This is a genomic window from Citrobacter sp. GW821-FHT07H02, assembly GCF_059418505.1.
Window position 1 is genome coordinate 17,403 of the sequence record NZ_JBWKPZ010000018.1, and the last position, 24,087, is coordinate 41,489.

26 protein-coding genes are annotated in these 24,087 nt (G+C 52.8%); 13 read left to right on the forward strand and 13 right to left on the reverse strand.

Translation table 11 applies throughout. From position 1 onward, the window contains the following. Window positions 1–26: 26 nt before the first annotated feature. Complete coding sequence (locus tag AC07NP_RS16725) at window positions 27–266, reverse strand: YecH family metal-binding protein (protein WP_276294814.1); 240 nt, start codon at window positions 264–266, stop codon at window positions 27–29. A gap of 228 nt (window positions 267–494) precedes the next feature. Between AC07NP_RS16725 and tyrP the strand changes: the two genes are divergently transcribed. Further along, a complete protein-coding gene (tyrP, locus tag AC07NP_RS16730) occupies window positions 495–1,706 on the forward strand; it encodes a tyrosine transporter TyrP (protein ID WP_494661140.1) in 1,212 nt (403 codons plus the stop codon). Window positions 1,707–1,762: 56 nt separating this feature from the next. On the opposite strand, the gene AC07NP_RS16735 is transcribed toward tyrP, so the two are convergent. Then, window positions 1,763–2,428, reverse strand: a complete 666-nt coding sequence (locus AC07NP_RS16735; protein ID WP_494661141.1) for a YecA/YgfB family protein — start codon at window positions 2,426–2,428, stop codon at window positions 1,763–1,765. A gap of 511 nt (window positions 2,429–2,939) precedes the next feature. Here AC07NP_RS16735 and AC07NP_RS16740 point away from each other — a divergent pair. From AC07NP_RS16740 to AC07NP_RS16760, 5 genes are all read left to right on the forward strand, one after another. Further along, window positions 2,940–4,013, forward strand: a complete 1,074-nt coding sequence (locus AC07NP_RS16740) for a branched-chain amino acid ABC transporter substrate-binding protein (protein WP_494661187.1) — start codon at window positions 2,940–2,942, stop codon at window positions 4,011–4,013. A 110-nt stretch (window positions 4,014–4,123) separates the two neighbouring features. After that, on the forward strand, window positions 4,124–5,038 hold the full coding sequence (locus AC07NP_RS16745; RefSeq protein WP_192612538.1) for an ABC transporter permease subunit: 915 nt from the start codon (window positions 4,124–4,126) through the stop codon (window positions 5,036–5,038). Between the two features lie 19 nt (window positions 5,039–5,057). Further along, the gene (livM, locus tag AC07NP_RS16750; RefSeq protein ID WP_494661188.1) at window positions 5,058–6,344 is read left to right on the forward strand and encodes a high-affinity branched-chain amino acid ABC transporter permease LivM; all 1,287 of its coding nucleotides are present in this window, start codon (window positions 5,058–5,060) and stop codon (window positions 6,342–6,344) included. Further along, window positions 6,341–7,216, forward strand: a complete 876-nt coding sequence (locus AC07NP_RS16755; protein ID WP_203360874.1) for an ABC transporter ATP-binding protein — start codon at window positions 6,341–6,343, stop codon at window positions 7,214–7,216. Before livM ends, AC07NP_RS16755 begins: the two co-directional genes overlap by 4 nt. Then, entirely contained in the window at window positions 7,213–7,929 is a 717-nt protein-coding gene (locus tag AC07NP_RS16760; RefSeq protein WP_203360873.1) for an ABC transporter ATP-binding protein, read from the forward strand. Before AC07NP_RS16755 ends, AC07NP_RS16760 begins: the two co-directional genes overlap by 4 nt. Window positions 7,930–8,104: 175 nt before the next feature. On the opposite strand, the gene AC07NP_RS16765 is transcribed toward AC07NP_RS16760, so the two are convergent. Genes AC07NP_RS16765 through AC07NP_RS16775 form a run of 3 tightly spaced genes read right to left on the reverse strand, consistent with a single transcriptional unit; the run spans window position 8,105 to window position 11,215 of the window. Next, window positions 8,105–9,166, reverse strand: a complete 1,062-nt coding sequence (locus AC07NP_RS16765) for a mannonate dehydratase (RefSeq protein WP_494661142.1) — start codon at window positions 9,164–9,166, stop codon at window positions 8,105–8,107. 28 nt (window positions 9,167–9,194) lie between these two features. After that, on the reverse strand, window positions 9,195–10,493 hold the full coding sequence (locus AC07NP_RS16770) for an MFS transporter (protein ID WP_276294808.1): 1,299 nt from the start codon (window positions 10,491–10,493) through the stop codon (window positions 9,195–9,197). A 35-nt stretch (window positions 10,494–10,528) separates the two neighbouring features. Then, entirely contained in the window at window positions 10,529–11,215 is a 687-nt protein-coding gene (locus tag AC07NP_RS16775) for an RraA family protein (RefSeq protein ID WP_203360870.1), read from the reverse strand. A 243-nt stretch (window positions 11,216–11,458) separates the two neighbouring features. Here AC07NP_RS16775 and AC07NP_RS16780 point away from each other — a divergent pair, with 243 nt between their 5' ends. The 5 genes from AC07NP_RS16780 (at window position 11,459) to AC07NP_RS16800 (ending at window position 14,778) form a co-directional block, all read left to right on the forward strand. Then, complete coding sequence (locus AC07NP_RS16780) at window positions 11,459–12,166, forward strand: FadR/GntR family transcriptional regulator (RefSeq protein WP_238929214.1); 708 nt, start codon at window positions 11,459–11,461, stop codon at window positions 12,164–12,166. Between the two features lie 231 nt (window positions 12,167–12,397). Then, entirely contained in the window at window positions 12,398–12,736 is a 339-nt protein-coding gene (locus AC07NP_RS16785) for a hypothetical protein (RefSeq protein WP_203360869.1), read from the forward strand. Continuing rightward, window positions 12,736–13,179, forward strand: a complete 444-nt coding sequence (locus tag AC07NP_RS16790; RefSeq protein WP_494661189.1) for a DUF2231 domain-containing protein — start codon at window positions 12,736–12,738, stop codon at window positions 13,177–13,179. The genes AC07NP_RS16785 and AC07NP_RS16790 overlap by 1 nt, the downstream gene beginning before the upstream one ends. Window positions 13,180–13,281: 102 nt before the next feature. Then, the gene (locus AC07NP_RS16795; RefSeq protein ID WP_494661143.1) at window positions 13,282–14,007 is read left to right on the forward strand and encodes a ferredoxin--NADP reductase; all 726 of its coding nucleotides are present in this window, start codon (window positions 13,282–13,284) and stop codon (window positions 14,005–14,007) included. Window positions 14,008–14,058: 51 nt separating this feature from the next. After that, a complete protein-coding gene (locus AC07NP_RS16800) occupies window positions 14,059–14,778 on the forward strand; it encodes an RNA polymerase sigma factor (protein ID WP_494661144.1) in 720 nt (239 codons plus the stop codon). A 33-nt stretch (window positions 14,779–14,811) separates the two neighbouring features. On the opposite strand, the gene AC07NP_RS16805 is transcribed toward AC07NP_RS16800, so the two are convergent. Together AC07NP_RS16805 and AC07NP_RS16810 are read right to left on the reverse strand one after the other, a co-directional pair. Continuing rightward, window positions 14,812–15,297, reverse strand: coding sequence for an SRPBCC family protein (locus AC07NP_RS16805; RefSeq protein ID WP_494661145.1), 486 nt, complete (start codon window positions 15,295–15,297; stop codon window positions 14,812–14,814). Between the two features lie 15 nt (window positions 15,298–15,312). Next, complete coding sequence (locus AC07NP_RS16810) at window positions 15,313–15,984, reverse strand: LolA family protein (RefSeq protein WP_494661190.1); 672 nt, start codon at window positions 15,982–15,984, stop codon at window positions 15,313–15,315. A gap of 174 nt (window positions 15,985–16,158) precedes the next feature. Between AC07NP_RS16810 and AC07NP_RS16815 the strand changes: the two genes are divergently transcribed. Further along, window positions 16,159–16,554: a hypothetical protein gene (locus AC07NP_RS16815; protein WP_494661146.1), complete on the forward strand. Its 396-nt coding sequence runs from the start codon at window positions 16,159–16,161 to the stop codon at window positions 16,552–16,554. A gap of 195 nt (window positions 16,555–16,749) precedes the next feature. Here the strand turns inward: AC07NP_RS16815 and AC07NP_RS16820 are convergent, their stop codons facing one another. From AC07NP_RS16820 to AC07NP_RS16840, 5 genes are all read right to left on the reverse strand, one after another. Beyond that, window positions 16,750–18,060 (reverse strand): MFS transporter, encoded by a 1,311-nt coding sequence (locus tag AC07NP_RS16820; protein ID WP_494661147.1) that lies wholly within the window; start codon window positions 18,058–18,060, stop codon window positions 16,750–16,752. Between the two features lie 60 nt (window positions 18,061–18,120). Then, window positions 18,121–19,113: a transketolase family protein gene (locus tag AC07NP_RS16825; protein WP_494661148.1), complete on the reverse strand. Its 993-nt coding sequence runs from the start codon at window positions 19,111–19,113 to the stop codon at window positions 18,121–18,123. Between the two features lies 1 nt (window position 19,114). Then, on the reverse strand, window positions 19,115–20,002 hold the full coding sequence (locus AC07NP_RS16830) for a transketolase (RefSeq protein ID WP_494661149.1): 888 nt from the start codon (window positions 20,000–20,002) through the stop codon (window positions 19,115–19,117). 30 nt (window positions 20,003–20,032) lie between these two features. After that, complete coding sequence (locus AC07NP_RS16835; protein WP_494661150.1) at window positions 20,033–21,109, reverse strand: glycerol dehydrogenase; 1,077 nt, start codon at window positions 21,107–21,109, stop codon at window positions 20,033–20,035. Window positions 21,110–21,186: 77 nt separating this feature from the next. Further along, window positions 21,187–22,014: a shikimate dehydrogenase family protein gene (locus tag AC07NP_RS16840; protein ID WP_494661151.1), complete on the reverse strand. Its 828-nt coding sequence runs from the start codon at window positions 22,012–22,014 to the stop codon at window positions 21,187–21,189. Window positions 22,015–22,149: 135 nt separating this feature from the next. On the opposite strand from AC07NP_RS16840, the gene AC07NP_RS16845 reads away from it, so the two are divergent. Continuing rightward, window positions 22,150–22,842: a GntR family transcriptional regulator gene (locus tag AC07NP_RS16845; RefSeq protein WP_494661152.1), complete on the forward strand. Its 693-nt coding sequence runs from the start codon at window positions 22,150–22,152 to the stop codon at window positions 22,840–22,842. Between the two features lie 326 nt (window positions 22,843–23,168). On the opposite strand, the gene AC07NP_RS16850 is transcribed toward AC07NP_RS16845, so the two are convergent. Further along, a complete protein-coding gene (locus tag AC07NP_RS16850) occupies window positions 23,169–24,080 on the reverse strand; it encodes a LysR family transcriptional regulator (RefSeq protein ID WP_203360857.1) in 912 nt (303 codons plus the stop codon). Between the last annotated feature and the right edge of the window lie 7 nt (window positions 24,081–24,087).

Sequence of the window (24,087 nt, forward strand, 5' to 3'; positions counted from 1 at the left end):
TTTTCTGCCCACTTCACCGGACTCTTTTAATGACGGCAGATCTTGCTTTCGTGCGTCGTAAAACCGTCATCCTTCGCAATAAATTTCCCCTTCGCCGCCAGAAAAGCCACCAGCTCTGCCGCCGTCATCTCTGCTGCTGAACAGGTATGAAAACGTGCCTGCGCACCAAACCGCTTAACGATCGCTGCCTCAAGACTGGCGTGGGTGTATTGCTCGCCTGATGCAATCATCATGTTAAGCACGTCGTGGCCGTGAATAGAATCCATACATCCTCCTCAATAAAGCGCCTAGCCTAAGATGAAGCCGCATTATCTGCTTTGCGCTAACGCAGGTTTACATCCTTCGGCCACCGGCATGATGCGGGGCCAACCACACTTATAAAAACCGTAAACAAAACTTAACACTCATTGTAACGACGATTTGACGAAAATCGCGTAATGCCTTACCCTGCGCCGCAGATACCACTATTGATTATCTCTGGGACAGAGGAAAGCGTGAAGAATAGAACTCTGGGAAGTGTTTTTATCGTGGCGGGAACCACAATCGGTGCAGGTATGCTGGCCATGCCGCTGGCGGCAGCGGGTGTGGGTTTCAGCGTCACGCTGGCGTTATTGATTGGGCTGTGGGCGCTGATGTGTTACACCGCGCTGTTACTTCTCGAAGTGTATCAACATGTTCCGGCAGATACGGGGCTGGGTACACTGGCAAAACGGTATCTGGGACGCTACGGTCAGTGGGTGACCGGGTTTAGCATGATGTTTTTAATGTATGCCCTGACCGCAGCCTACATTAGCGGTGCCGGTGAGTTGCTCGCCTCCAGTATCAACGACTGGACTGGCAGCGAAATGTCGCCCGCCGCTGGCGTACTGCTGTTCACCTTTGTTGCCGGTGGCGTGGTTTGCGTTGGAACGTCGCTTGTCGATCTGTTCAACCGTTTTCTGTTCAGCGCCAAAATTATCTTCCTGGTGGTGATGCTGGCGTTGCTGATGCCGCACATCCACAAAATCAATCTTCTTACCCTGCCGTTGCAGCAAGGGCTGGCGTGGTCCGCCATTCCGGTGATTTTCACCTCGTTTGGTTTTCACGGTAGCGTGCCCAGCATTGTCAGCTATATGGACGGCAATATTCGTAAATTACGCTGGGTGTTTATCACCGGCAGCGCAATCCCGCTGATCGCCTATATTTTCTGGCAGCTTGCGACCCTCGGCAGCATCGACTCCTCAACGTTTATGGGGCTGCTGGCCGATCACGCCGGATTAAACGGTCTGCTTCAGGCGTTACGGGAAGTGGTCGCCTCACCTCACGTTGAGCTGGCGGTGCACCTGTTCGCCGATCTGGCGCTGGCGACCTCGTTCCTCGGCGTGGCGCTGGGATTATTTGATTACCTGGCGGATCTGTTCCAGCGTCGCAATACCGCTGCCGGACGCCTGCAAACTGGCGCAATTACCTTTTTGCCGCCGCTGGCGTTTGCCCTCTTCTATCCGCGCGGATTTGTTATGGCTCTGGGGTATGCCGGTGTAGCGCTGGCGGTACTGGCGTTGCTGATCCCTTCGTTGCTGACATGGCAAAGCCGAAAGCATAATCCTCAGGCGGGATATCGCGTTAAAGGCGGTTCACTGGCGTTAGGTCTGGTGTTTCTTTGCGGGATTGTGGTGATCGGAGTTCAGTTCTCTATCGCAGCGGGACTGCTGCCCGAACCAGGTTGAATGCAGAAGATGGCGCTTAAACTGCGGTTTAAGCGCCATCCGAGCTTAACGTACTATTAATGCAGACAGCACTGCTTATACTTTTTGCCGCTGCCGCAAGGACAGGGATCGTTACGGCCGGGTTTGGCGTCCACTTTTACTGGTACCTGCAACGGAGTTTCTTGCGGATGCGCCATCCACCAGGCGTGAAGATCCAGCGCCGCCATCCGGATAGCCTCTACGCTTTCTTCAAATGCCTCTGGCGTCATCTTCTCTACCACGGCAAAGTTCTCTTCCGTACCGTGCAACGCAATTGCCTCCAGCGCTGGTTTCAGCGAGTCTGGCAACGCTGACCAGTCAGAAAGCGCCACACCGCGCATATAGCCAAAGCACCACTCTTCGACAATCGTCAGCTCATGGCCTTCAATTTCGCGCAGGCCAAATAAAGGTTCAAACTGCTCCGGAAACTCGTTCAGCCTGTCGGCGGTATCAGCCATATGCTGGAACGCAAGATTCATAAAGCGCGTCATCTCTTTTTCCGATGACCAGCGCGGCACATATTGCGGCCCGCCCCATACTGCCACCAGCCACTGCTCCGGCTCAATCTCACGTGGAGAACTGAGTACCGCCGTCAGCAGACCATCCAGCTCTGACACATCCAGAATCGCGTGTTCGGTGTTGTACTTTGTCAGTACATCATCCAGCCACTCCAGTTCGCTTTCGTTCAATGGTCCCGTGTTCATAACGCTCATCCTCAGTGAAATACGCTTGCCAGGGCTCATCTTACAGGGTGGACGGGGATTTTTCTAAACAAAACGGGGAGATCAGAAGCCCTGCCTTCCTGAGCCTTGCGCATCGTTCAAGTGATCCTCTCCGCATTTTTGCACCGACAAGGTGCGCAGCCTGACTTTTCTGCAGCTATGTTTAAGATTCTGGACGGTTTGGATACCACGCATCCCAGTCTGCCACGTGAAGGCAACCACCTCCTTAGATAACGATTGACACTGACCTGATGAAATTGCGACGCCGTATTTCACATCGCATTGCTACGTCTGTCAGAAAACAATGTCGATATTTATCAACCTGGCGGAGTTTTTGCTTAAAAAAAGACAGCCGTACGCGGCCCGCTTGATAACGCAATAAATGACGAAGTTTATGATTTTCCCCGCGCCTCCCGGCGCCTGGTATTGAACAGTACTGAGGAATATCCAAATGTCTATTAAAATGATTAAGTTACCTCTGCAGATTGCCGTTATGGGTTGTTTAAGTACCGCATTTTATGCACAGGCAGATATCGCGATTGGCGTGGCCGGGCCATTTACCGGTCCCAATGCCACGTATGGGGCGCAATACTGGAAAGGGGCATCGCAGGCGGCGGCGGATATCAATGCGGCAGGCGGTATTAAAGGTGAGAAAATCGTGCTGGTGCAGGGCGACGATGCCTGTGAACCAAAGCAGGCTGTCGCGGTGGCAAACCGGCTGGTCGATGAATCCAAAGTCTCTGCCGTGGTCGGTCATTTCTGTTCGTCTTCCACTATGCCATCTTCCGAAGTTTATGATGAAGCGGGAGTATTGACGATAACCCCGGGGTCAACTAACCCACTGATTACCGAACGCGGAATGAAAGGCATGCTCCGCATGTGTGGTCGTGACGATCAGCAAGGCGTCACGGCGGCAAACTACATGCTGGACGTGCTGAAAGCGAAAAAGATCGCCATCATTCACGACAAAGATACCTACGGTCAGGGCTTAGCCGACGCGACGAAAGCCGCGCTGCAAAAACGGGGCACCAAAGAAGTTCTGTATGAGGGACTGTCGCGCGGTGAAAAAGATTTCAATGCCCTGGTGACCAAAATCGGCGCGCTGAAGCCAGACGTTGTCTACTTTGGCGGTTGCCATCCGGAAGCGGGTCCGTTGGTGCGTCAAATGCGGGAGCAAGGTGTACAGGCGAAATTCTTCTCCGGCGACTGTGTGGTGACGGAGGAGATGGTGACGGCTGCCGGTGGCGCGCAGTATACCAATGGCGTGTTGATGACCTTTGGTAAAGACCCTCGCACCATTGCGGAAGGCAAAGCGGTCATTGAGAAATTCCGCGCCAGCGGTTTTGAACCTGAAGGCTACACCCTGTACGCCTATGCCTCAATTCAGGCCCTTGCTGCTGCCTACGGCGCCGCAGGAAAAGACAACGCCAAAGCGGGCGAATGGCTGAAATCACACTCCGTTGACACGGTGATGGGCCCCAAATCCTGGGATGAGAAAGGCGATCTAAAAGTGTCTGATTACGTGGTTTACCAGTGGGATGACAAAGGTAAGTACCACCAACTCTAATACCGTCAGGTCGGTTCTGACTTCTCGCTCCCCTCTCGGGTGAGGCATTGCAACCCTGAAGGCAACCGGATTGTGCTAGCCGGTTGCCTTACCACTGGCGGGAATTTCAAATGGATGCTTTCTTCTTACAACAGATGATCAACGGTCTGACGTTGGGAGCGGTGTATGGCCTGATTGCCATCGGTTACACCATGGTCTACGGCATCATCGGCATGATCAATTTCGCGCATGGCGAAGTTTACATGATCTCCGCGTACCTCTGTGCCATTGGCCTGGGACTGCTCTCCTACTTTGGCATTCACTCTTTCCCCCTGCTGATTTTTGGCACCCTGATCTTCACCATCGTGATAACGGGGGTCTACGGCTGGGTCATCGAACGTATTGCCTATCGACCCCTGCGAAATTCAACCCGTCTGGCGCCACTCATCTCTGCCATCGGTATGTCACTCATTCTGCAAAACTATGTGCAAATCAGTCAGGGACCCAACCAGCAAGGCATCCCAACGCTGATGAGCGGCGTGCTGCGTTTCAATGTCGGCGACGGAATGGTGCAAATCACCTGGACCAAAATCTTTATTCTGCTGGCGGCGTTTGTCGGTATGGCGGTTCTGACCTGGGTTATCCAGTACACGCGACTGGGGCGGATTTGTCGCGCGACGCAGCAGGACAGACGTATGGCCTCAATTCTGGGCATTAACACTGACCGGGTTATCTCGCTGGTGTTTGTGATGGGCGCATCAATGGCGGGGCTGGCGGGCGTTCTGGTGACCATGAACTACGGTACGTTTGACTTTTATGCTGGCTTTATCATCGGCATCAAGGCGTTTACGGCTGCGGTACTGGGCGGGATCGGTTCACTTCCTGGCGCCATGCTTGGCGGTCTGCTGCTCGGTATTGCAGAGGCGCAATTCGCCGGGCTTGTGAATTCCGATTATAAGGACGTGTTCTCCTTTGCCTTATTGGTGGTGATCCTGATCTTCCGCCCGCAGGGGCTGTTGGGACGTCCAATGGTCGTGAAGGTGTGAGGGCAAAACGATGACAGAGATGACAGAGGCCGTCGTGAAATCAGAACTTGATCTTAAAAAATGCCTGCTCGACACCGTATTAGCCGGACTGTGCGCGCTGATTGTATTTGGCCCCATCGTGGGGATTGTTTTAAAAGGCTACAGTTTCACGCTTGCCCCCACCCGCGTGGCGTGGTTGGTTGCCGTGGTCATGGCTGGACGTTTTCTCGTCAGCCTGGCGCTGCAAACCCAGATCGGGCAGAAGTTTGCCAGCCGGTTTGAAGGCGCTGACGACGGGGTGTACGTCCGCCCGGTGGGTTACGTCTCCCGTATGCGCTGGATAATTCCAGGGTTGATGCTGCTGGCTATCGCCTTCCCCTTTGTGGCGACCAAGTATCTGCTGACGGTGTCGATTCTGGGGCTGATCTACGTGCTGTTGGGACTGGGACTGAACATTGTGGTCGGGCTCGCCGGATTACTGGATTTGGGTTACGTGGCCTTTTACGCCATCGGCGCGTATGGGCTGGCGCTGGGATATCAGTATCTGGGGCTCGGTTTTTGGGTCATGTTGCCCATTGGCGCCGTTATGGCGGCACTGGCTGGCGCGCTACTGGGGTTTCCGGTCTTGCGAATGCACGGGGATTATCTGGCGATTGTCACGCTGGGATTTGGTGAAATTATCCGTCTGATCCTGAACAACTGGCTGAGTTTTACCGGTGGGCCAAATGGGGTGTCAGTGCCTGCCCCCACGCTTTTTGGTCTGGAGTTTGGCCGACGGGCGAAAGACGGCGGCGTGCCGTTTCATGAGTTTTTCGGTCTGACGTACAACCCTAACCTGAAGTTTATTTTTATCTACACGGTCCTGGTTCTGGTGGTGTTGCTGGTGCTGTTCATCAAACATCGCTTAACCAAAATGCCCATTGGCCGCGCCTGGGAAGCCCTTCGCGAAGATGAAGTTGCCTGTCGCTCTCTGGGTTTAAACCATGTCTTAGTCAAACTGTCCGCCTTTATGATGGGAGCCTCGACGGCCGGGATTGCCGGTGTCTTTTTCGCAACCTATCAAGGGTTTGTTAATCCCACCTCGTTCACCTTCTTCGAGTCTGCGCTCATTCTTGCCATCGTCGTACTCGGTGGGATGGGCTCCACGCTCGGGGTGGTGCTGGCGGCCTTTGTTCTGACCGTTGCCCCCGAGTTACTCCGGGATTTTGCCGAATATCGGGTTCTGCTGTTTGGCGTCTTAATGGTGTTAATGATGATCTGGCGCCCCCGAGGACTGGTCCGCACCAGCCGCGCCGGTTTCGCTATTCGCAAAGGGGTCGCGCCATGACTGACAGCATTTTACGCGTTGAAAATCTGATGATGCACTTTGGCGGGATAAAAGCGCTCAACGATGTCAATCTGGAGGTTGCCCGAGGTTCAATCACGGCATTGATTGGTCCAAACGGTGCCGGTAAGACCACGGTGTTCAACTGCCTGACCGGATTTTATCAGGCCTCTGGCGGCGCGATTGTGTTTAATACCCGCGCCAAAACCACCGATGTGATTCAGGTATTAGGGCAAAAAATCCACGCCACTGATTTTTTCAATCCTGGCCGTCTGGCTTCACGCATCTACTACAAAATGTTCGGCGGTACGCATCTGGTCAACCGTGCAGGACTGGCGCGAACCTTCCAGAACATCCGCCTGTTTCGCGAAATGTCGGTGATCGAAAATCTGATGGTGGCCCAGCATAGGCAGGCGAACCGTAACCTGATTGCCGGAATTTTTAACACACCGGCGTATCAAAAAGCCGAAAATCAGGCGCTCGACCGCGCCTTTTACTGGCTGGAGGTGGTGAACCTTGTGGATTGTGCAAACCGCCTGGCCGGCACCCTCTCCTATGGCCAGCAGCGCAGACTGGAGATTGCTCGCGCCATGTGTACGGGCCCGGAGATGATTTGTCTCGACGAACCAGCAGCCGGACTCAACCCGGTGGAAACCGAGGCGCTCAGCAGCATTGTGCGCGTCTTGCGTGAACGGCATGGCGTAACCGTGTTGTTGATCGAACATGATATGAGCATGGTCATGGAGATTTCCGACCACGTTATCGTGCTCGATCATGGCGATGTGATTGCCCGGGGAGCACCCGCGGAGATCCAGCACAACGTCAGCGTGATTGCCGCCTATCTGGGGACAGATGAAGAGGAGCTTGCCGGATGAGTCAGCCATTGCTGGAGTTTCGCCATGTGGACGTTTTTTATGGCCCGATTCAGGCGCTGAAAGCGATTTCGCTAACGGTAAATGAAGGAGAAACCGTCTCGTTGATTGGCGCCAACGGTGCCGGAAAATCGACCCTGCTGATGTCCATTTTTGGGCAACCACGTATCGCGCGCGGGCAGATTTTTTACCGTAACGACGATATCAGCCACAAATCCACCCATTTTATTGCCACGAACGGGATAGCCCAGGTCCCGGAAGGACGGCGAATCTTCCCGGACATGACGGTCGAAGAGAATATCCTGATGGGGAGCATCCCTATCGGCAACCGATACCATAAAGAGGACAAAGAAAAGATGTATCACCTGTTTCCCATCCTTGAGGAGCGGCGCAATCAGCGCGCTATGACCCTCTCGGGAGGAGAGCAGCAGATGCTGGCTATTGCCCGCGCACTGATGAGTCGCCCTAAATTACTGCTGTTGGATGAACCGAGTCTGGGGTTAGCACCGCTGGTGGTGAAACAAATTTTCCAGACGCTGCGCGAGTTAACACGGGCCGGGATGACGCTTTTTTTAGTCGAACAAAACGCAAACCACGCGCTTAAACTTTCGGATCGCGCGTATGTGATGGTCAATGGCGAAATTCGCCTTAGCGGCAGCGGTCAGGAACTGTTGGTCGACCCCGAAGTGCGAAAAGCGTATCTGGGCGGTGCATAGAGATTTCGACGCGGAATAACCATCGTCGCTGTAAAAAATAGCCGCTGTAAAAAGCGGCTATTTTTTTATTAAAAAGGGTCTGACCGTACGACGTCTAAAAATTCATGTTTCCACGATCTTGTGTTGAATGTCAGTCATCCCCTCTTATCGACATTTTTTCTTTACGCAAAGGTCATCATAAAACTTGCATTAAGGCTTTCATGTATCCCATTGCGTAAGCCATTCCTGAATGCCATGGCGCAGGACAGGTCATTTGTGGCGAATGATCCGGAATTAATACACCATCAAAGTTATTTTCTTTCAGTATCCGTAATACCTTCGCCATATCAATGTCACCTTCGTCGATAAAGGTTTCGTGATAGTGAGGAACTTTCCCTTTTACGTTACGGAAATGCATATACGCAATCGCGTCCTGGCGAGAATACTGTTCTACCGCCTCGTAGACATCCCCCTCTGACATTTCAGCAATGGTGCCCAGACAAAATTCAAGCGCATTAGAGGAGCTGGGAACCATATCCAGCAAGTCTTGATAGAGATGCGGTTGGTTAACCAGTCTCGGTTGTCCACGCACGAATTCAAGCGGCGGATCATCTGGATGCGCGGCCAGCCTTACTCCAGCTTCTTCTGCCACCGGCACAATCTCTTTCAGGAATGCTTCCAGTCGTTGCCAGAGTTGTTCTTTGGTGACCGGCGGTCTTATACCCTCAGCATCTTCATCCACCACCATATTCCATGCCATGCTGGCAGGTAACGGACTTTCGGTTTGTTCGTTTACGCCGTTTAAGCCAACTGTTTTTGCCCCGCCGCGCGCCTTATTTTCCTGAATTCTTCCGGCGACGCCCGCCAGACTAAAGTTATAACCAAAAACAGGGATACCCGCAGCACCGACATTACGGATGATTTGTTTCACGGTCTCGATTTGTTCTGCTTTCCGGGGACCGTCAAATAAGATGTCATCCCAGTGGCAAGGGTCGAAATTTTCAATAGCAAAAAAGGTTAAATCGTATTTCGCCATTCTGGCGCGAATATCTAACAATTCTTCTGTTGTCCAGACATCTGCCTGCGCCGTACCCCAACCGCCGGTATCACCAACCGGCTGATCGCTACGGGAAAAACGCGCATTCTGATGAAAATAATCGACCATATGAACGACAATATGCGTCGCACCACATTGTCTGGCAAAGGCAAAATGCTCGTCATCCAGCATGTGGCGGTACAGTCCAAAGCCTAATTTCATGTTCTGAATCTCCGGTGGAAAGAAATTATCATTCTTGTCTGATTACATCGGCAACATTTTCGCGCTGCATCGGAATGGGTTTAACAAAGACAGCCACGGCCAGTGCGCCAAGTACGGCAATACCGCCCGCGATAAAGAACGCCGCGTTATAAGCCCCTGTCCATTGAATAATGTAACCCGTCACAATAGGTCCTAATATTCCGGCAATATTCGCCGTTGCATGAACCATACCTCCCACTGCCCCCATATTCTGGCGTGCGACGGTGTCTTGCAAAATAGCCCAATACGTTGTTGCGGATAAATAGAGGAAGAAAATGCCGCATGCCATCAGGGATACTGCCCCTGCGGCACTGGATACATTTCCAACGCACATTACAAAAATCGCCGAAGCCCCCAGGCATGTAACGAGCACTATTTTACGGGAAAACAGAGGACGCCCGGTTTTACGCAGTACGTAATCACACAGGAACCCGCCAGCCGCCATCCCGACAGAACCCAGCAGCCACGGAATAACACTCACAATACTCATGTCCTTTAGGCTGAGATGTTGTGAGTTTGACAAATAGCTTGGGAACCATGAGAGAAAGAAAAAGAGAATGTAGTTCAGGCCAAAAAATGCAAATGCCGTTGCCAGTATCGTAGGCTGCTTGATATAAAAAGAGAGCGGCATGGATACTTTTTCAGTCTCTTGATTATTGTCGCTTTGCTCCTGCTGTCCTTCCTGAATTAAGGCTAATTCCTCACGGCTGATGGTTTTGTGCTCTTCCGGCTTGTCCTTTGCGATTTTTATCCAAAACAGCAACCAAACGATACCTAAACAGGCAATGGCAACAAACGCCATTCGCCAGCCGATAATCAGCACCAGCGAACCCATGATAGGTCCTGCCAGCGCGCCGCCAAGCGGGTTACCGGCAGTGGCGACGCCGATGGCGCTGGCGACTTCACGGCGAGGGAACCAGTTACTGACGATTTTATTTAAGGTCGATGCAAACGGCCCTTCCCCGGCACCAAACAATACCCTGATGATGAGCATTGAGGTAAATCCGACAGCGACGCCAATCAACCCGCAGAAGAATGACCAAAAGGCCATACTGACTGCAAAGACCATTTTGGGCCCGAAACGGTCAGAAGCATAACCGCCAACAAAGTTAAAAAGCGCATAGCCGATAGAGAAACTACTAAAAATAATGCCTAATTCACCTGGCGTTAATTGCAAGTCGTTAGCAAACATAGGGGCTGCGATAGCAAAGGCAGAGCGATCCATGTAATTGATCGCCCCACCTAGCGAGAGTAGGAAAACAATACTCCAGCGTTTACTTTTGAGCATACTGATGTCCTCATATCATCAAGACTGAAGGGGATTTACATCACACCAAAGCGATTCCATGCTTCAACAGCACCCATGCCACCACGAATGGCATCGCGAACTTTGTTTTCCGTCACGCCTTTTTCTAACGCCAGACCAATAACCTCTTGTTCGACCCGCTTCGGGATCACCAGAACGCCCTCTTCATCTGCCACAATAAGATCGCCTGGCGTTATCATCACGCCATCAATCGTTACCGGAACCCCATAATCGAGAACTTTTCCGCGAACCTTCTGATCCTGAGAATAAGAACCCATGGAAAACACAGGGAAATTGAGCTCAAGGATCTCGTGCTTATCCCGTGAATAGCCATTAAGAACCGCCCCTGCCGCGTTAAGGTGAGCAGCACGAGTCGACATTAATCCCCCCCATAAGGCATACGTAGGGGACGAACCGCTGGCAATATACACCTCGTTTTCTTGCAGGCTGTCCAGCGCCTCAAACATCACACCAAACGCTTTATCGCCGAGAGGTCCGTTGGAATGCGAACCGGTAAACGTCGGGTAATCCGCTTCCAGCACTGGCATTGCTCGCCCGGCGATGCGCATCTGTTTTTCCAGTGGTTGCAGTCGTGGATTGAGGAATTGATTCTGTAAGCCAATGGCGTCCATAACATCACCCAGCAGAGCGGTACTGAGATTGTTCTTTATCTTTTCAAAAAATTGCCTTTCTTCTGAGTGCATAATTCATTCCTGTGTGGTTAAATTAAAACAACCTTACTATCTACCTGTAGGACAGGTTAGCCAGGATTAAATGATCAGAAAACACCCAAATCGCCATGATGTGACAGACTCAGCAAAAATTTACGCTGGCATGTTGTTGGTAATAATGAAGATGAGTCGATAACATATGCAGAATTTCAGCCCGAACATCCTGTCCTGGATGGATACGGAACGACCGCTTACGAAGAGAGGGAGAGTTGTCGCATGAACATGAGTAAACCCATCATTGAGAAAAGCACGCTCTCCGAACAGGTTCGTAACTACATCCTCAATGTCATTACCACGCAAAAACTTGAACCCGGCGCCAGAGTGCCCAGTGAAAAACAGTTGACCGAAACGCTGGGGGTCAGTCGGGGTGTGGTGCGGGAGGCATTCCAGGCGTTGTCGATTCTTGGCATTCTGGACATCAGCAGCGGTAAATATCCGCGCGTGCAATCACTGAACTCTGCGGCGCTGGAAACGATTTTCAACTATTCGGTCGTGACGCAACAAATTTCAGCACGCCAGATACTTTCACTGCGCAGTACCCTTGAAGTTCACTGTGTCGTGCTGGCGGCGCAAAATGGTACTGAAGACGATTTTTCTCGCTTACGCGTGGAGATGGATAAGATAAGTGAAGTCTTCGGCGATCATCAGTCATTTATTTATCATGATGCACGCTTTCACATGATTTTAGCCGAGGCATCCGGCAACCCTCTCTACGCCCTGCTCTTGCAGGCACTTCGGGTCCCTCTCGAAAAATCGATCTCCGCAGGTCTGCATGCTCACGATACCCATGACCGTCGTCAGCAAATTATCGATGCACATCAGGCCATTCTGGAAAAAGTGTGCCAAAGAGATGCTGAAGGCGCGGCCCAGGCAATGCAAAAACATTTCTCATCAGCAATTAACGCATTGATTATTGAAGAGTAATCCTGACTATCACGTTATGGCGTTCTGACAGCGCAGTTCAGCCCGCCATACACGTGCTCACCACATCCTGTTTTCGGGAACGTCACCGCATCTCACACCATCTAATGGTAAGAAGTGAAGCAAATCTGTCTGCCTGACAGATGAAAAAACGATCCGTCAATACCGGAGAGATTGCCTTACGCCCCGGGCAATGACGAGCAGCACTATCCTCAGCGTCTCTGGAGAAAACACATGCTCAATTACGCCATCCTCGTTTTTGCCATCGGCGCCCTCGGCGGGCTGGTGCTGGCCGCACATGTACTGCGCAACAAATTCGCCCCCTGGTTTCTGTCGCTTTTACATGCCGGGTTAGGCGCGACAGGGTTGATTTTGCTGATCCTGATGCTTGCTCAGGGCAATGCGCCACAGCAGGTATTGATCGCCTTCATCTTGCTGCTGGCGGCTGCGTTGGGCGGGTTCTTTCTGGCTTCGTTCCATTTGCGCAAAAAGTTACCCCCGAAAGCCATTGTGGCCGTTCATGCCAGCGTTGCCGTCGTCGGCTTTCTCACGCTGGTTAGCGTGTTCCTGTGATGTCCCGTCATCCGCTGCACCCGGCGCTGGTCCATTTTCCCATCGCCTGCTGGTCACTGGCCGTTGCCGCCGATGTTGTCGGGCTGTGGTTTGGTGAGACGGCCTGGCGTTGGTCTGGCGGACTGCTCGCCGTTGGCTGTTTTATGGCGTTAATCGCCATGATTGCGGGCATGTTCGAGCTGTCTCATGTGCCAGAAGGTGCGCCGATGCGGATGGTCTGGTGGCACATGGGCCTGATGTGCGTTGCTTTCGCGCTGTTTTGTACCCGTCTGGTGACGGGCCTTGAGAATATGCGCCTGCAGGCGCCGGACACGCTATCTTTACTGTTAGATGCCGCAGGATTTATTTGCCTGATGGCAGGAGGCTGGCTTGGCGGAACGCTCGTCTATCATCATGGCGTAGGGCGTTCCCGTGACCAGAATCCTCCCCCATCCGTAAAATAATAATGAGGTCATTATCCCTAAGTTCGACGCTGACGTGCTACGAGACGGTGTTTTATTCAAGGTAAGAAAACACCGGCCTCAGTTTAATACCGGAGTTTCATCATGGCCGAGTATAACGTTCATCTGACTGCATGCCGCCAGATTGCCAAAGGCACGATGGCTTTCCACTTCGAAAAACCCGTCGGGTTCAGCCACAAACCGGGGCAAGCCATCAATCTCATTTTGCCGGGACATGAAACTGACACCCGGTCATCGGATACCCGCCACACCTTTTCCATTGTCACTGCGCCCGAGGAGGACGAACTGGTGGTCGCGACTCGCATCGGCGAGAGCGTTTTTAAACGTGCGTTGTGTGCCTTGCCCATTGGGACTGAAGTTCAGATCAATGGCCCTTTTGGATCATTCACCTTACCCAAAAATACAGAACGCACGGCTGTTCTCATCGCCGGGGGGATCGGGATCACCCCCTTCATGAGCATGTTGCGCCACGCAGCCCAACAGCAGACGTCGCAGCAATTGATCCTGCTGTATAGCAATCATCACCCCGAAGATGCGGCCTTTCTGGAGGAATTACAGCAGCTGGAGCAGCAGAATCAGCGATTTCAGTTAATGGCGACCATGACGGATATGGCGCATTCGACCCAATCCTGGGATGGCGCAACGCAGATCATCGACAGTGACTGGATAAAACGAGTTGTGGCAGGGCTGGATAACCCGGCCTTCTACGTTTCCGGCCCGCCCGCCCTGGTTGAGGCAATGTGTCAAACGCTCACGATGACTGGTATCGATGAGGACAGCGTGCGCAGTGAAACGTTTTACGGTTACTAACACGGTATCCACTGTCGCTGTGAAAAACAGGTTCCGCACACAGGAGACGCTATGCAGAATACACAACCTCTGTCCTCTGGACTGCCCTCGGCCCATCTCCCCGATGCGGATCTCGTCTCACAAGCCGCGTTGGGGGATGCGTCGGCATTTACGGAAATCATGCGCCGCCATAACCGACTCCTGTTTCGGACCGCGCGCAGCATTTTGAAGAACGATGCGGAGGCCGAAGATGCGCTTCAGGAGGCCTATCTGAGCGCCTGGCGCGCACTGAAGGGTTTTCGTTCTGAGGCCACGCTTTCAACCTGGCTGGTGCGTATTGTGGTGAATGAATCATTGGGACGTCTGAGGCGAAAAACCGCTTCCGTTATTCCCCTGGATGCTGCCATGAATGCCATTGACTCTGACATCCAGGCATCGTTAAGCGATAATCCTGAACATCACCCGGACTATGCCGTGATGCAAACCCAAATGCGCCAACTTCTGGAAGCCCGTATCGACTTGCTGCCCGAGGCTTTTCGTACGGTCTTCATGCTCCGGGCGGTCGAGGAACTGAGCGTGGAACAGATTTCTCACGCGCTGGATATCCCCGAAGCGACGGTACGAACCCGTTTCTTTCGCGCCCGCAGTCTGCTCCGTGAGGGGCTGGCCAGCCAAATGGATATCGCACTGAACGACACCTTCGCGTTTGATGGCGCACGGTGCGATCGGATCGTTGCGGGTGTGCTGGACAGAGCAAAAGCCGAAGGGCTCTCAAACCCAAAAACAGAGTAACGTGATGTCAAATACGGGTAATACGAACGTGTATTACCCGTTGTTGACGCCATACATTTCGACATTTGTACCTAATTTACGGGCCAGGCCCTTTGCGCCATTACGCATCACGGTATGGTGATTCCAGCGAAAAACAGGTGCCGCCAGAGGCGCGAGATAATTCATCCACCGGGTATTGGTTCGTATATTCCAGTCATACCTGACTATCGTTTCCATCCCATTATCTGAAATTGACCACACTCCGCGCCCTTCAACTTCACCACTGGCTTCCCCTTCCAGCAGATAAAAAGGGGTGATGTTCAGGACATGGATGTCGAAGGTTATTCGATAAGGTAAAGCCCCCTTCCAGGTGTAACGATGCAACGCCCCGATCCCCTGGATATCCCCTTTTTCGATTTCAGTGATCTGCTCCAGGCTTGCCCACCACTCAGGCCAGTGGTCAGGATGAGAGAGCACTTCCCATACCTCCTGTACAGAGGCTTCAACCCGCCAGGTGGTGGTAAACTGGTATTCAGCCATAAACCTAAACTCCCATTACGGTGTGAAAAAATCAGCGGGGAACTGAATGTTGATCACCATGGCATCCATCAGGACGGTTTCCAGCAGGCTTCCCTGCCGGTCGTAGCTGATGACTTTGGCCGGGAGTCCATGAGATTTATCTAACCAAATCTCATACCGATTAACGCCGTCGACACTCACACCTTTTGGTCCCGTCACGGACAGATGTAATGTGGCGCGTCCCGCCAGCGTCTCTTCACCGACAGTCACGGTTGTCCCATCGTTCTGTAACCGGCGAATATTGCTCAGCAAGACGCCGATGTCGGATTGATCCACCCGATGACCGTGATCGTCTTGTATCAATGAATCTGTCGGGGAAAGGTTCAACACCGGAAATGTCCCCAACCCAAAGGGCCATAACTTCACTTTACGGCTGACCGGGCTATAGATCAGAAGCGCGCCGGGGTGTGGCCGGGTGAAATCCATCCTCACAAATCCCGGTTTGCGATAGCTATAGCGAATGATTTTGCTTTCATCCTGAGGTGACGAGGAGCGCAACAGCACCTGATAAGAGTGAATATGCTGAAACTGTTGCTGGGAGAGGCCGATCGGATTAGTCGTCTTTTCGCTTTGCGAAAAAGCCGATGCCACAGCGACATTTTCCGCCGCAGGCGTCATACCGCTAAAGAGGAGTAATGTCGCACACATTACCGCCAAAGAGATGAAGTCGCTAATGATCGTCTCCGGCCTTAAGAGGGTCAGCAAACAGGAACCATCACCTGCTGTCATTTGTCAGTATAGTGCTTATTTGGAACGCCCAAACGGGTGTCACGCCTGCAAAAAGCTATACTTTATTAACCACACTTTAAATGAGGATTAATCATGAAACTGCTACGGGCGTCTTCATCCATCGCCCTTGCGCTACTTCTGATGGCCTCCTCGTATGCCGCAGCCAGCGCCCTGCAGCACCAGGTCGACAGGGAGCGAGAATTACGCATCGCGGTGATTACCGGTAATAATCTAAACAGTTTCGGTGGAGACATCGGTTTTACGCTTAACGCACAAAACAGGAAGATCCGCCCCTTTGGTTCTCACCACGTCGTCATCGTTGATCCCGTCATCATTGATAGCTTTGGCATGCGCGGCGGAAATCCTGCCCGCGATGGCTTCATCGGCAACCCGGCACGTGATGGATTTATGAATAATCCTGCCCGAAACGGATTCAGGAATAATCCCGCCCGCGGAGGGTTCATGACAACTATGCCTATTCGCAGATAACCGCAACGTCGTGGTTTATTGTGTTTGTGAACACAGGAGCGGCGCAGGGAATATCAGCGTCTGATGACTATCTGGAAATGACTTTTTATCGGATTGCACAATATCATTATTTGAGTACTTTATGAGTGTCTCACTTGCCGGGGCATCGACAGTGCCCCGGCTCATGTTATCCACCAAAATCATACCTGCGACGGTTTATTCGATCTCTTCCATCGGGCGACCGGTGTTGTTTTTCCACATCAGAACCACGATGCAGGAAATAAGGCAGACGGCAATCAGATAGACGTTAAAGATCCACCCGATGCCACTTGAATACAACCATGTGCTGAGATAAGACGCGGTGCCACCAAAGATTGCGATACCCAGAGAGATGCAGATGCCAAACATCCGGGTCCGATACTGGGTCGGGATCTGTTCGGAAATCGCCGCCGGTTTGCTTCCGGTAATAAAGGCAATCAGCAGTAAACCACACGTCTGAGCGACAGCAAGCGTCCATGGCTCCGCCGACATGAGTTGCCAGAGCGGAAGCACCGTGGCTGCAATACCCACCAGCGAAATCAGGGTACACGTTTTACGTCCCCAGCGGTCAGACAACCAACCCGCAACGGGAAGGAACATGAGGTAAATGACCTGAGCAATACAGCTGACAACGAAGGCTTTATTCGCAGGCATCCCCTGAATACTGATGGCGTAAATAGCTGCCGATGAGACCCAGGTGTAGTAGGTTAAGGTCGCGCCAGCCTCGTACAGGAAAAGACGAAAACCGACTTTAAAGATTTTCGCTTTGCTCCATGGCGTAATCGTTGCCTGCTTTGATGCCGCACCGACATGTTCGCTTTCCATCATGTTACGACGGACCCACAATGCGAACAGTGCTAAAACACTGCCTGTCGCAAAGGGAATACGCCAACCCCATTCCTTCATCGCCTCATCCGGTAACCAGGATGTCAACAATGCGAGGTAGAGCGTCGCGATCAGCGCACCGCTACCGACGGCAAAAAAAACGCTGCTTGACCACAAACCACGGCGCGCGGGGGGAGCGATCTCAGCAATGTAGGCATAAGAGGTGGTCGTTTCGCCGCCATGCGCAAACCCCTGAACAAGTCGGGCTGCCAGTAGCGCCGCAGACGACCAGGCCCCCCACTGTTCATAAGAAGGAATTAATGCAATCGCAAGGCTCGCGCCCGCCATCAACATCATGGTGGTCAGGAGAACCCGGCGCCGGCCCAGTTTGTCAGCCAGATTGCCGAACACGATCCCCCCCAGAGGTCGGAACAAGAACCCCGCCGCAAACACCGCCAGGGTGCTGAGCAATGCCGACGTAGGGTTCGATTTATCGAACATCGCGGCGGCAATGTAGATGGATGCAACGGTGTAAACGGTCCAGTCGAACCATTCCAGCAGGTTGCCGACACCTGTTGCGAATAGCGACTTTTTCCGCAGGCTAAGGTGTGGTTTGGAAGCGATGTCTGACAGGCTCGATAATGTCTCAGTATTATTATTCATAGCGTTTTCCAGGATTATACGTGCGTTGGATAAATGCATGCTGAAGACCAGGACCTGGGATTACGCGGTCAGGAATTCCCGGGCAACATCCCGAATACCGGGGCCGTCGAGTTGGTAATGCGCGTACAGATGCGTGGGTGGCGCAATCAGACTGTATTCGTCATAGATACCATGGCGTCTGAGTTTCTTACCGACCCCCTCATCGCAGAGCACTTCTGCAACAGCGGCTCCTAAGCCGCCGAGAACGTTGTGCTCTTCAACGGTCATCAGCTTCTTGCTCCTGGCCGCGGCTTCCAGAATCGCGTCACGATCCAGAGGCTTAATACTCGCCATGTCGATAACCCCAACGGAATGCCCCATCGCGTTGAGTTCCCGTGCGGCTTCCAGTGCGCCATGAACAGTGATGCCGCAGGCAAATATCGTTAATTCTTCACCGATACTGTGGATAATTGCCTTACCGAACTGGAACGTAGTATCGCTGCTGTACACCACCGGATCCCGACCACGGCCAATGCGAAAGTAGATAGGCCGATCGTAATCCGCTGAGGCTCTGATAGCTGCTTCCAGTTGGGCGCCATCCGCAGGCGAGACAATCGACAGGTCGGCGATGGATCGCATCGTGCCAATATCCTCGGTCGCATGATGGGAAGTGCCGTAAAATCCAAGCGAGATACCGGTATGGTGGCCCACAAGACGCACCGGAAGCGCTGAATAGGCAATATCCATACGGATTTGCTCGCAACACAACAACCCGAGGAACGACGCAAACGTCGCCACCCAGGGAACCAGGCCGCAGCTTGCCATTCCCGCCGCCGCCGTCACCATGTTCTGCTCACTGATGCCGAAAGGGTAATACCGGTCAGGATACTCGCTCGCAAAACGGTTCAGGCCGTTCGAATACTGTAGGTCAGCAGAGCCTGCCACGACAGGATGGCCGTTTCTGACTAACTCCATTAATCCATTGGAAAGATGATCGAGTCCCGGATTGATCATGTTCAAACCACGGTACTGCCAGGAGTTCGGATTGAGAGGTGCGGTATTCGTCGTGGTCATTTCAGATCTCCTTAGATTCAATTTCAGCAATAGCGCGGGCAGCATCATCAGGGGCGAGATAGCCCAAATGCCATCCCGGTTCAGTTTCCATGTACGAAACGCCTTTCCCCTTCACCGTCCTGGCAATGATGCACACCGGTTGTTGACGTTTGCGGTCACATTTCACTTTACGCAGTACCGTGGTGAGGGCAGCGAGATCGTGACCATCAACCACATGCACTTCCCAGCCAAAGGCGCGCCACTTCTCATCCAGAGGTTCAACACCCAGAACATCATCCACTTTGCCGTCGAGCTGATAGCCGTTCCGGTCAATGATGGCGATCAGGCGATTGGCTTTGTGATGCGCTGCGCCCAGCGCCGCCTCCCACACCTGACCTTCCTGCATTTCGCCGTCGCCGAGCAGTGCGAAAACATCGAACTCCTCGTCCATATTGCGCTGTGCCAGACATATGCCCAGAGCGCCAGACAGCGCGTGACCAATAGAGCCGGAGGAGAAATCAATGCCTGGAACTTTACGCATGTCCGGGTGATCGCCCAATGGGCTGCCCAGCCGCGTATAGTCGTCAAGCCATTCGGTCGGGATGATGCCGAGATCCGCTAGAATGGGAAACTGCCCTACTGCCGCATGCCCCTTACCCATTAAAAATCGGTCACGTCCTCGCCATTTAGGTTCATCCGGACGGATCGTCATGACGTCGTAATAGAGCGCAGAGAAAATTTCGGCCGCTGAGAAAACAGAGGTGTAATGCCCCGTTTTTGCAATCTCAATCAGTCGAATTGTTTCGAGTCGAACAAAACGCGCCCGGTTGCGAAGAAAGGCCAGCTTTTCCGGGGTCGGTATATAATCAGTGGCTTGCCACTCTTCAAACCGGGATTGGGGTAGCGACATACAATATCCTCTTCGTGCGTTTGGCCAGGATTAGGTGTTTTCGAGGCATTGCATTGCCTCGGTCAGGTTGGTGCGATTTAGCGCGGGGCTAAAATTTCGGGCATGGGGTGCGCCGAGTGTCGGTGCCACGATCTGCTCAAGCAGTTCGGGAGTGACCGCGTTCACGCCAAGGTCAGCCAGACGAACGGGCAGTCCGAGTTGGGCATAAAAGGCGCGTAAATCGGCGATGAAAGCCTCGCTCCGATTTTCCGCCGTGAGTTGCACCATCAGTCCATAGGCAACCTGCAATCCGTGTGGTTGGCTGTTGGCATTGGCTATCGCAGAAAGACCACGGGTCATCGCGTGCGCCAAAGACAAACCGCCGCTCTCAAAGCCCAGACCGCTCATCAGAATGACGGCTTCGATAACACGTTCAAAGGCGGCGTCAGGCGTACCACTTCCCGCGACAGACAGTGCGGCGGCGGCATCTTCGCGCAGGATGTCGTAGCAACAACGCGCCAGCGCCAGCGCTGACAGTGCCGGACGCGCACCAAACATATTGATGCCATCCGCCTTCTGGCACTGTTCTGCTTCAAACCGTTTAGTCAGCGCATCAGCGATCCCGGCAATCAGGAACGAACGTGGCGCTTGCGCAAGCAACTGAGTATCCACCAGCACATACGCCGCACTACGAGGCAGATGCCCCACCTCGCTGAGTCGATGGTTTTCGTCGTAGATGACATAGTTTTTTGAACAGGGTGCATCATTCGACGCAACCGTCGGGATGGTGACCAGTGGCAATCCGAATGTGTGCGCCATGGCTTTTCCAGCATCAATGCACTTGCCACCGCCCATCCCTATCAGGCCATCTATCCGGTGAACGCTGGCTTCTGCGCGAAGCGCCACCAGTGCTGCATGGGTAACTTCGCCATCAAATCGAAGCCACTGCACCTCAACGTTGGCGCGGCGACAACTGGCCACCAGCCGTTCTCCGGCTATTTTCCAGACGGCACTGTCGGTAATCACCGCCAGCCGATTACCTACCCGCGCCAGATGTTCACCACTGCTATCCAGCAAACCGGGGCCCTGGATGTAACGACCAGGAGCACCAAAGATCAACGCATTCATACCCACTCTCCTTCACTGTTATTTGATGCATGATATATCTTGATTTTTGACGTGCTGAGGGCAATCAATAGAGACGATCAGCGCAGCGTGTCACCCCTACCTTTACCGATTGGCGGTTTTCCAAACAGGAAATCAGCAATCAGTGACAACTGCCCGACAATCATGTGAGAACCTTTGTGAATCACACATCCACGGCTCTGTGCCGCCTGAAGAAGTGGCGTGACATCAGGGTTCATGACGACCTCACCAACAAGGGTACCCGGCACCAGAGTTTCAGGATCGACAGGCAATGGGTCATCACTTTTCAGCCCAAGAGACGTCGCATTCACCACCAGGTCGTACCCCTGGCCATTTGCGTCGGCAACCCGGATCTCCCGCTGTGGAAACAGAGCACGAAGCTGATTAACGCGGGAATGTGCTCTCGCTTCGGTACGGTTGTGAATACCGAGCGTTGACACGCCCGCAGCGAGTAACGCCTGAGCAATACCGGTTGCCGCCCCACCCGCGCCGAGAAGCAACGCGTTGCGTCCTGCAAGGTTATGCCCCTGATTCCGCAAGCCGAGCACAAAACCCTCACCATCGAAAAACTGACCGGAGAAGGTTCCATCCGCATTCCGCCGCGCAACGTTGCACACCTGAAGCTGTTCCGCTGCGCCACTGAGATCGTGACAAAGTTGCGCTACCGCCTCTTTGTGAGGGATCGTCACAATGACGCCCGCGAGGTTCTCAACCTGCCGTAGCCCTTCCCACACTCGCGCTAACTCTGATGGCTGTACTTGCCAGGGGACGAGAACAGCGTCATGCCCCAATTGCTGAAGGAGCGGATTAAAGAACGTCGGAGTCCGCAAATGCCGGGCGGGATAAGCGAGATGTACTACCACGCGGGTGGTTCCACTGATATTCATCGTTGTATCCTTTTCAGTAACATTAATACATAATACATGATATATCTTAGTCATCACCAAACTGTAAAATCAATGTTGCAATACTGTGACGAACCTGACACGTTATGAGCGTCAGTCCCTGGAAGGAGGTGTTTCGTGTATCAACCGATTGAAAAAATAAATCTGAGTGAGCGCGTCTATGGACGCATTCGGTTGGCATTAATGGATGGGCAGTACCAGCCAGGAGAACGACTGAGAATTTCTCAACTGGCCAGCGAATTTGCCGTTTCTATCACCCCCGTTCGGGAGGCTATTTTCCGGCTCGTCAGTGAACAGGCGCTGGAGATGAAGGCAGCAACCGCCATCTATGTCCCAGAAATGACAGTGGAACAACTTAAAGAAATTCAACTGATACGCCATCTTCTGGAAGGCGAAGCCGCCGCCCTTGCGGCTGAGCGCATTACGTCGGCAGAACTGGACGCGCTGGAAGAGTTGCAACAGCGTTTTCTCGAGGTATTTGTCAGCGATGCTAAAAAAGCCTCGATGCTTAACTGGGAATTTCATTTCAGGCTCATTAGCGCAGCCAGGATGCCCGTAATGCTTAAAACGCTCGAAAATATGTGGGTCAGTATGGGACCGATTTTGCGGACGTTTCATATTGAGGTGCCGCAGCGCGATTTAGATCTGGAAACACACAAGCATCATGAAATCATCCAGGCACTCCGCGCGCGTGATCCGAACAAGGCGAAGGCCGCACTGCAAGCGGACATCAGCTGGGGCTCCATTTTGATTGAGTGGCTGGAAAACCGTGAACGTTGCAGAGAGGCTGAAGCGGGCATGCTTTCATAAAGTCCTGCGGTACTGAACAAAAGCACGTACATCCGCTGTGATTGACCAGAGCAAACATGACGCTGCAACGAATCATTGAAGAGAACAACCTGAACATGTCAGTGGACGACCTGAGAGGCTTTTAAAGGACGCTCGCGCAATGAGATGAAGCGCTCACCAAAACTTATTACATTTAGGTAATCATTTAAAAGTGCCAGGGAAGGCTTTATAGAGGGGTGCAGGAATTACCCCGCCCGCGAAGGATTGATGGCAAATGCCCCATTCGCAGATAACCGCAACGTCGCGGTTTATTGTGTTGGTGAGCGTTATCCCCACCAATATGACCGTTAGGGTAACCCGGCAAAATAACTATTTAATAAACGCCACAGATAATTCGCTGCTGGCGTCATACGATGGTCATTAGAGCGCAACAAATGACACAGACTTTCACGAGCAATACGATGATCAATAGGGACAGCCACCAATTGCTCGCGAAATTGAATACTTTTCAATGTTTGCGGCGTCATAAATGCGACGCCTTGTCCGGTCTGGCATAAGGCGATCGCGCTGGTAAACAGATTACAACGGTATGCGGGCGTAAAAATAAGGCCTTCATTTTTAAAAATGGCGTTCAAATAACGCTGTATACCAAAATCTTCGCTCATGACAATTAAGCGGTGGCGCGTTAATTCTTCGGCGGTGACAGCAGGTAAAGCGGCGACAGGATGATCGGGCGGTACAATGGCGCAAATCGGCCCACGCCGAAAACTGTTACACTTCAAACCCGGTGGCGCGGACGGTCCAAAACTCACCGACATATCCACCTCCCCTTTAGCCAGTAGCGTGAGGGTGGTTTGCATATCGCCAGACTGAATGTTGACGAAAACAGCAGGATACGCCAGGGAAAATTCACTGATGACATGCCTGACCACCTCTTCCACCATGCCCTGACCTACGCGCAAGTTCACCGATCCACCGCGCATATGGCGCAAATCCTGCAACTGACGCTCGAGTTGTTTGCGCCGTTGCACCGTCAGCGCATAGTCTTCTGCCAGCAGTTTCCCGACATCCGTTAATACCACGTTGCGGCCACGTCGTTCGAGTAACGGCAGTTGTAACGTTCTTTCCAGTTCGGATAACTGACGACTCACTACCGACGGATTAATGCCCAACGCATCGGCCGCACGTCGAATACCGCCATGTACGCCAACTTCATACAAATACCCGATGGATTTTTCTGGATAGGTGGAGAACGTCATATTTTTG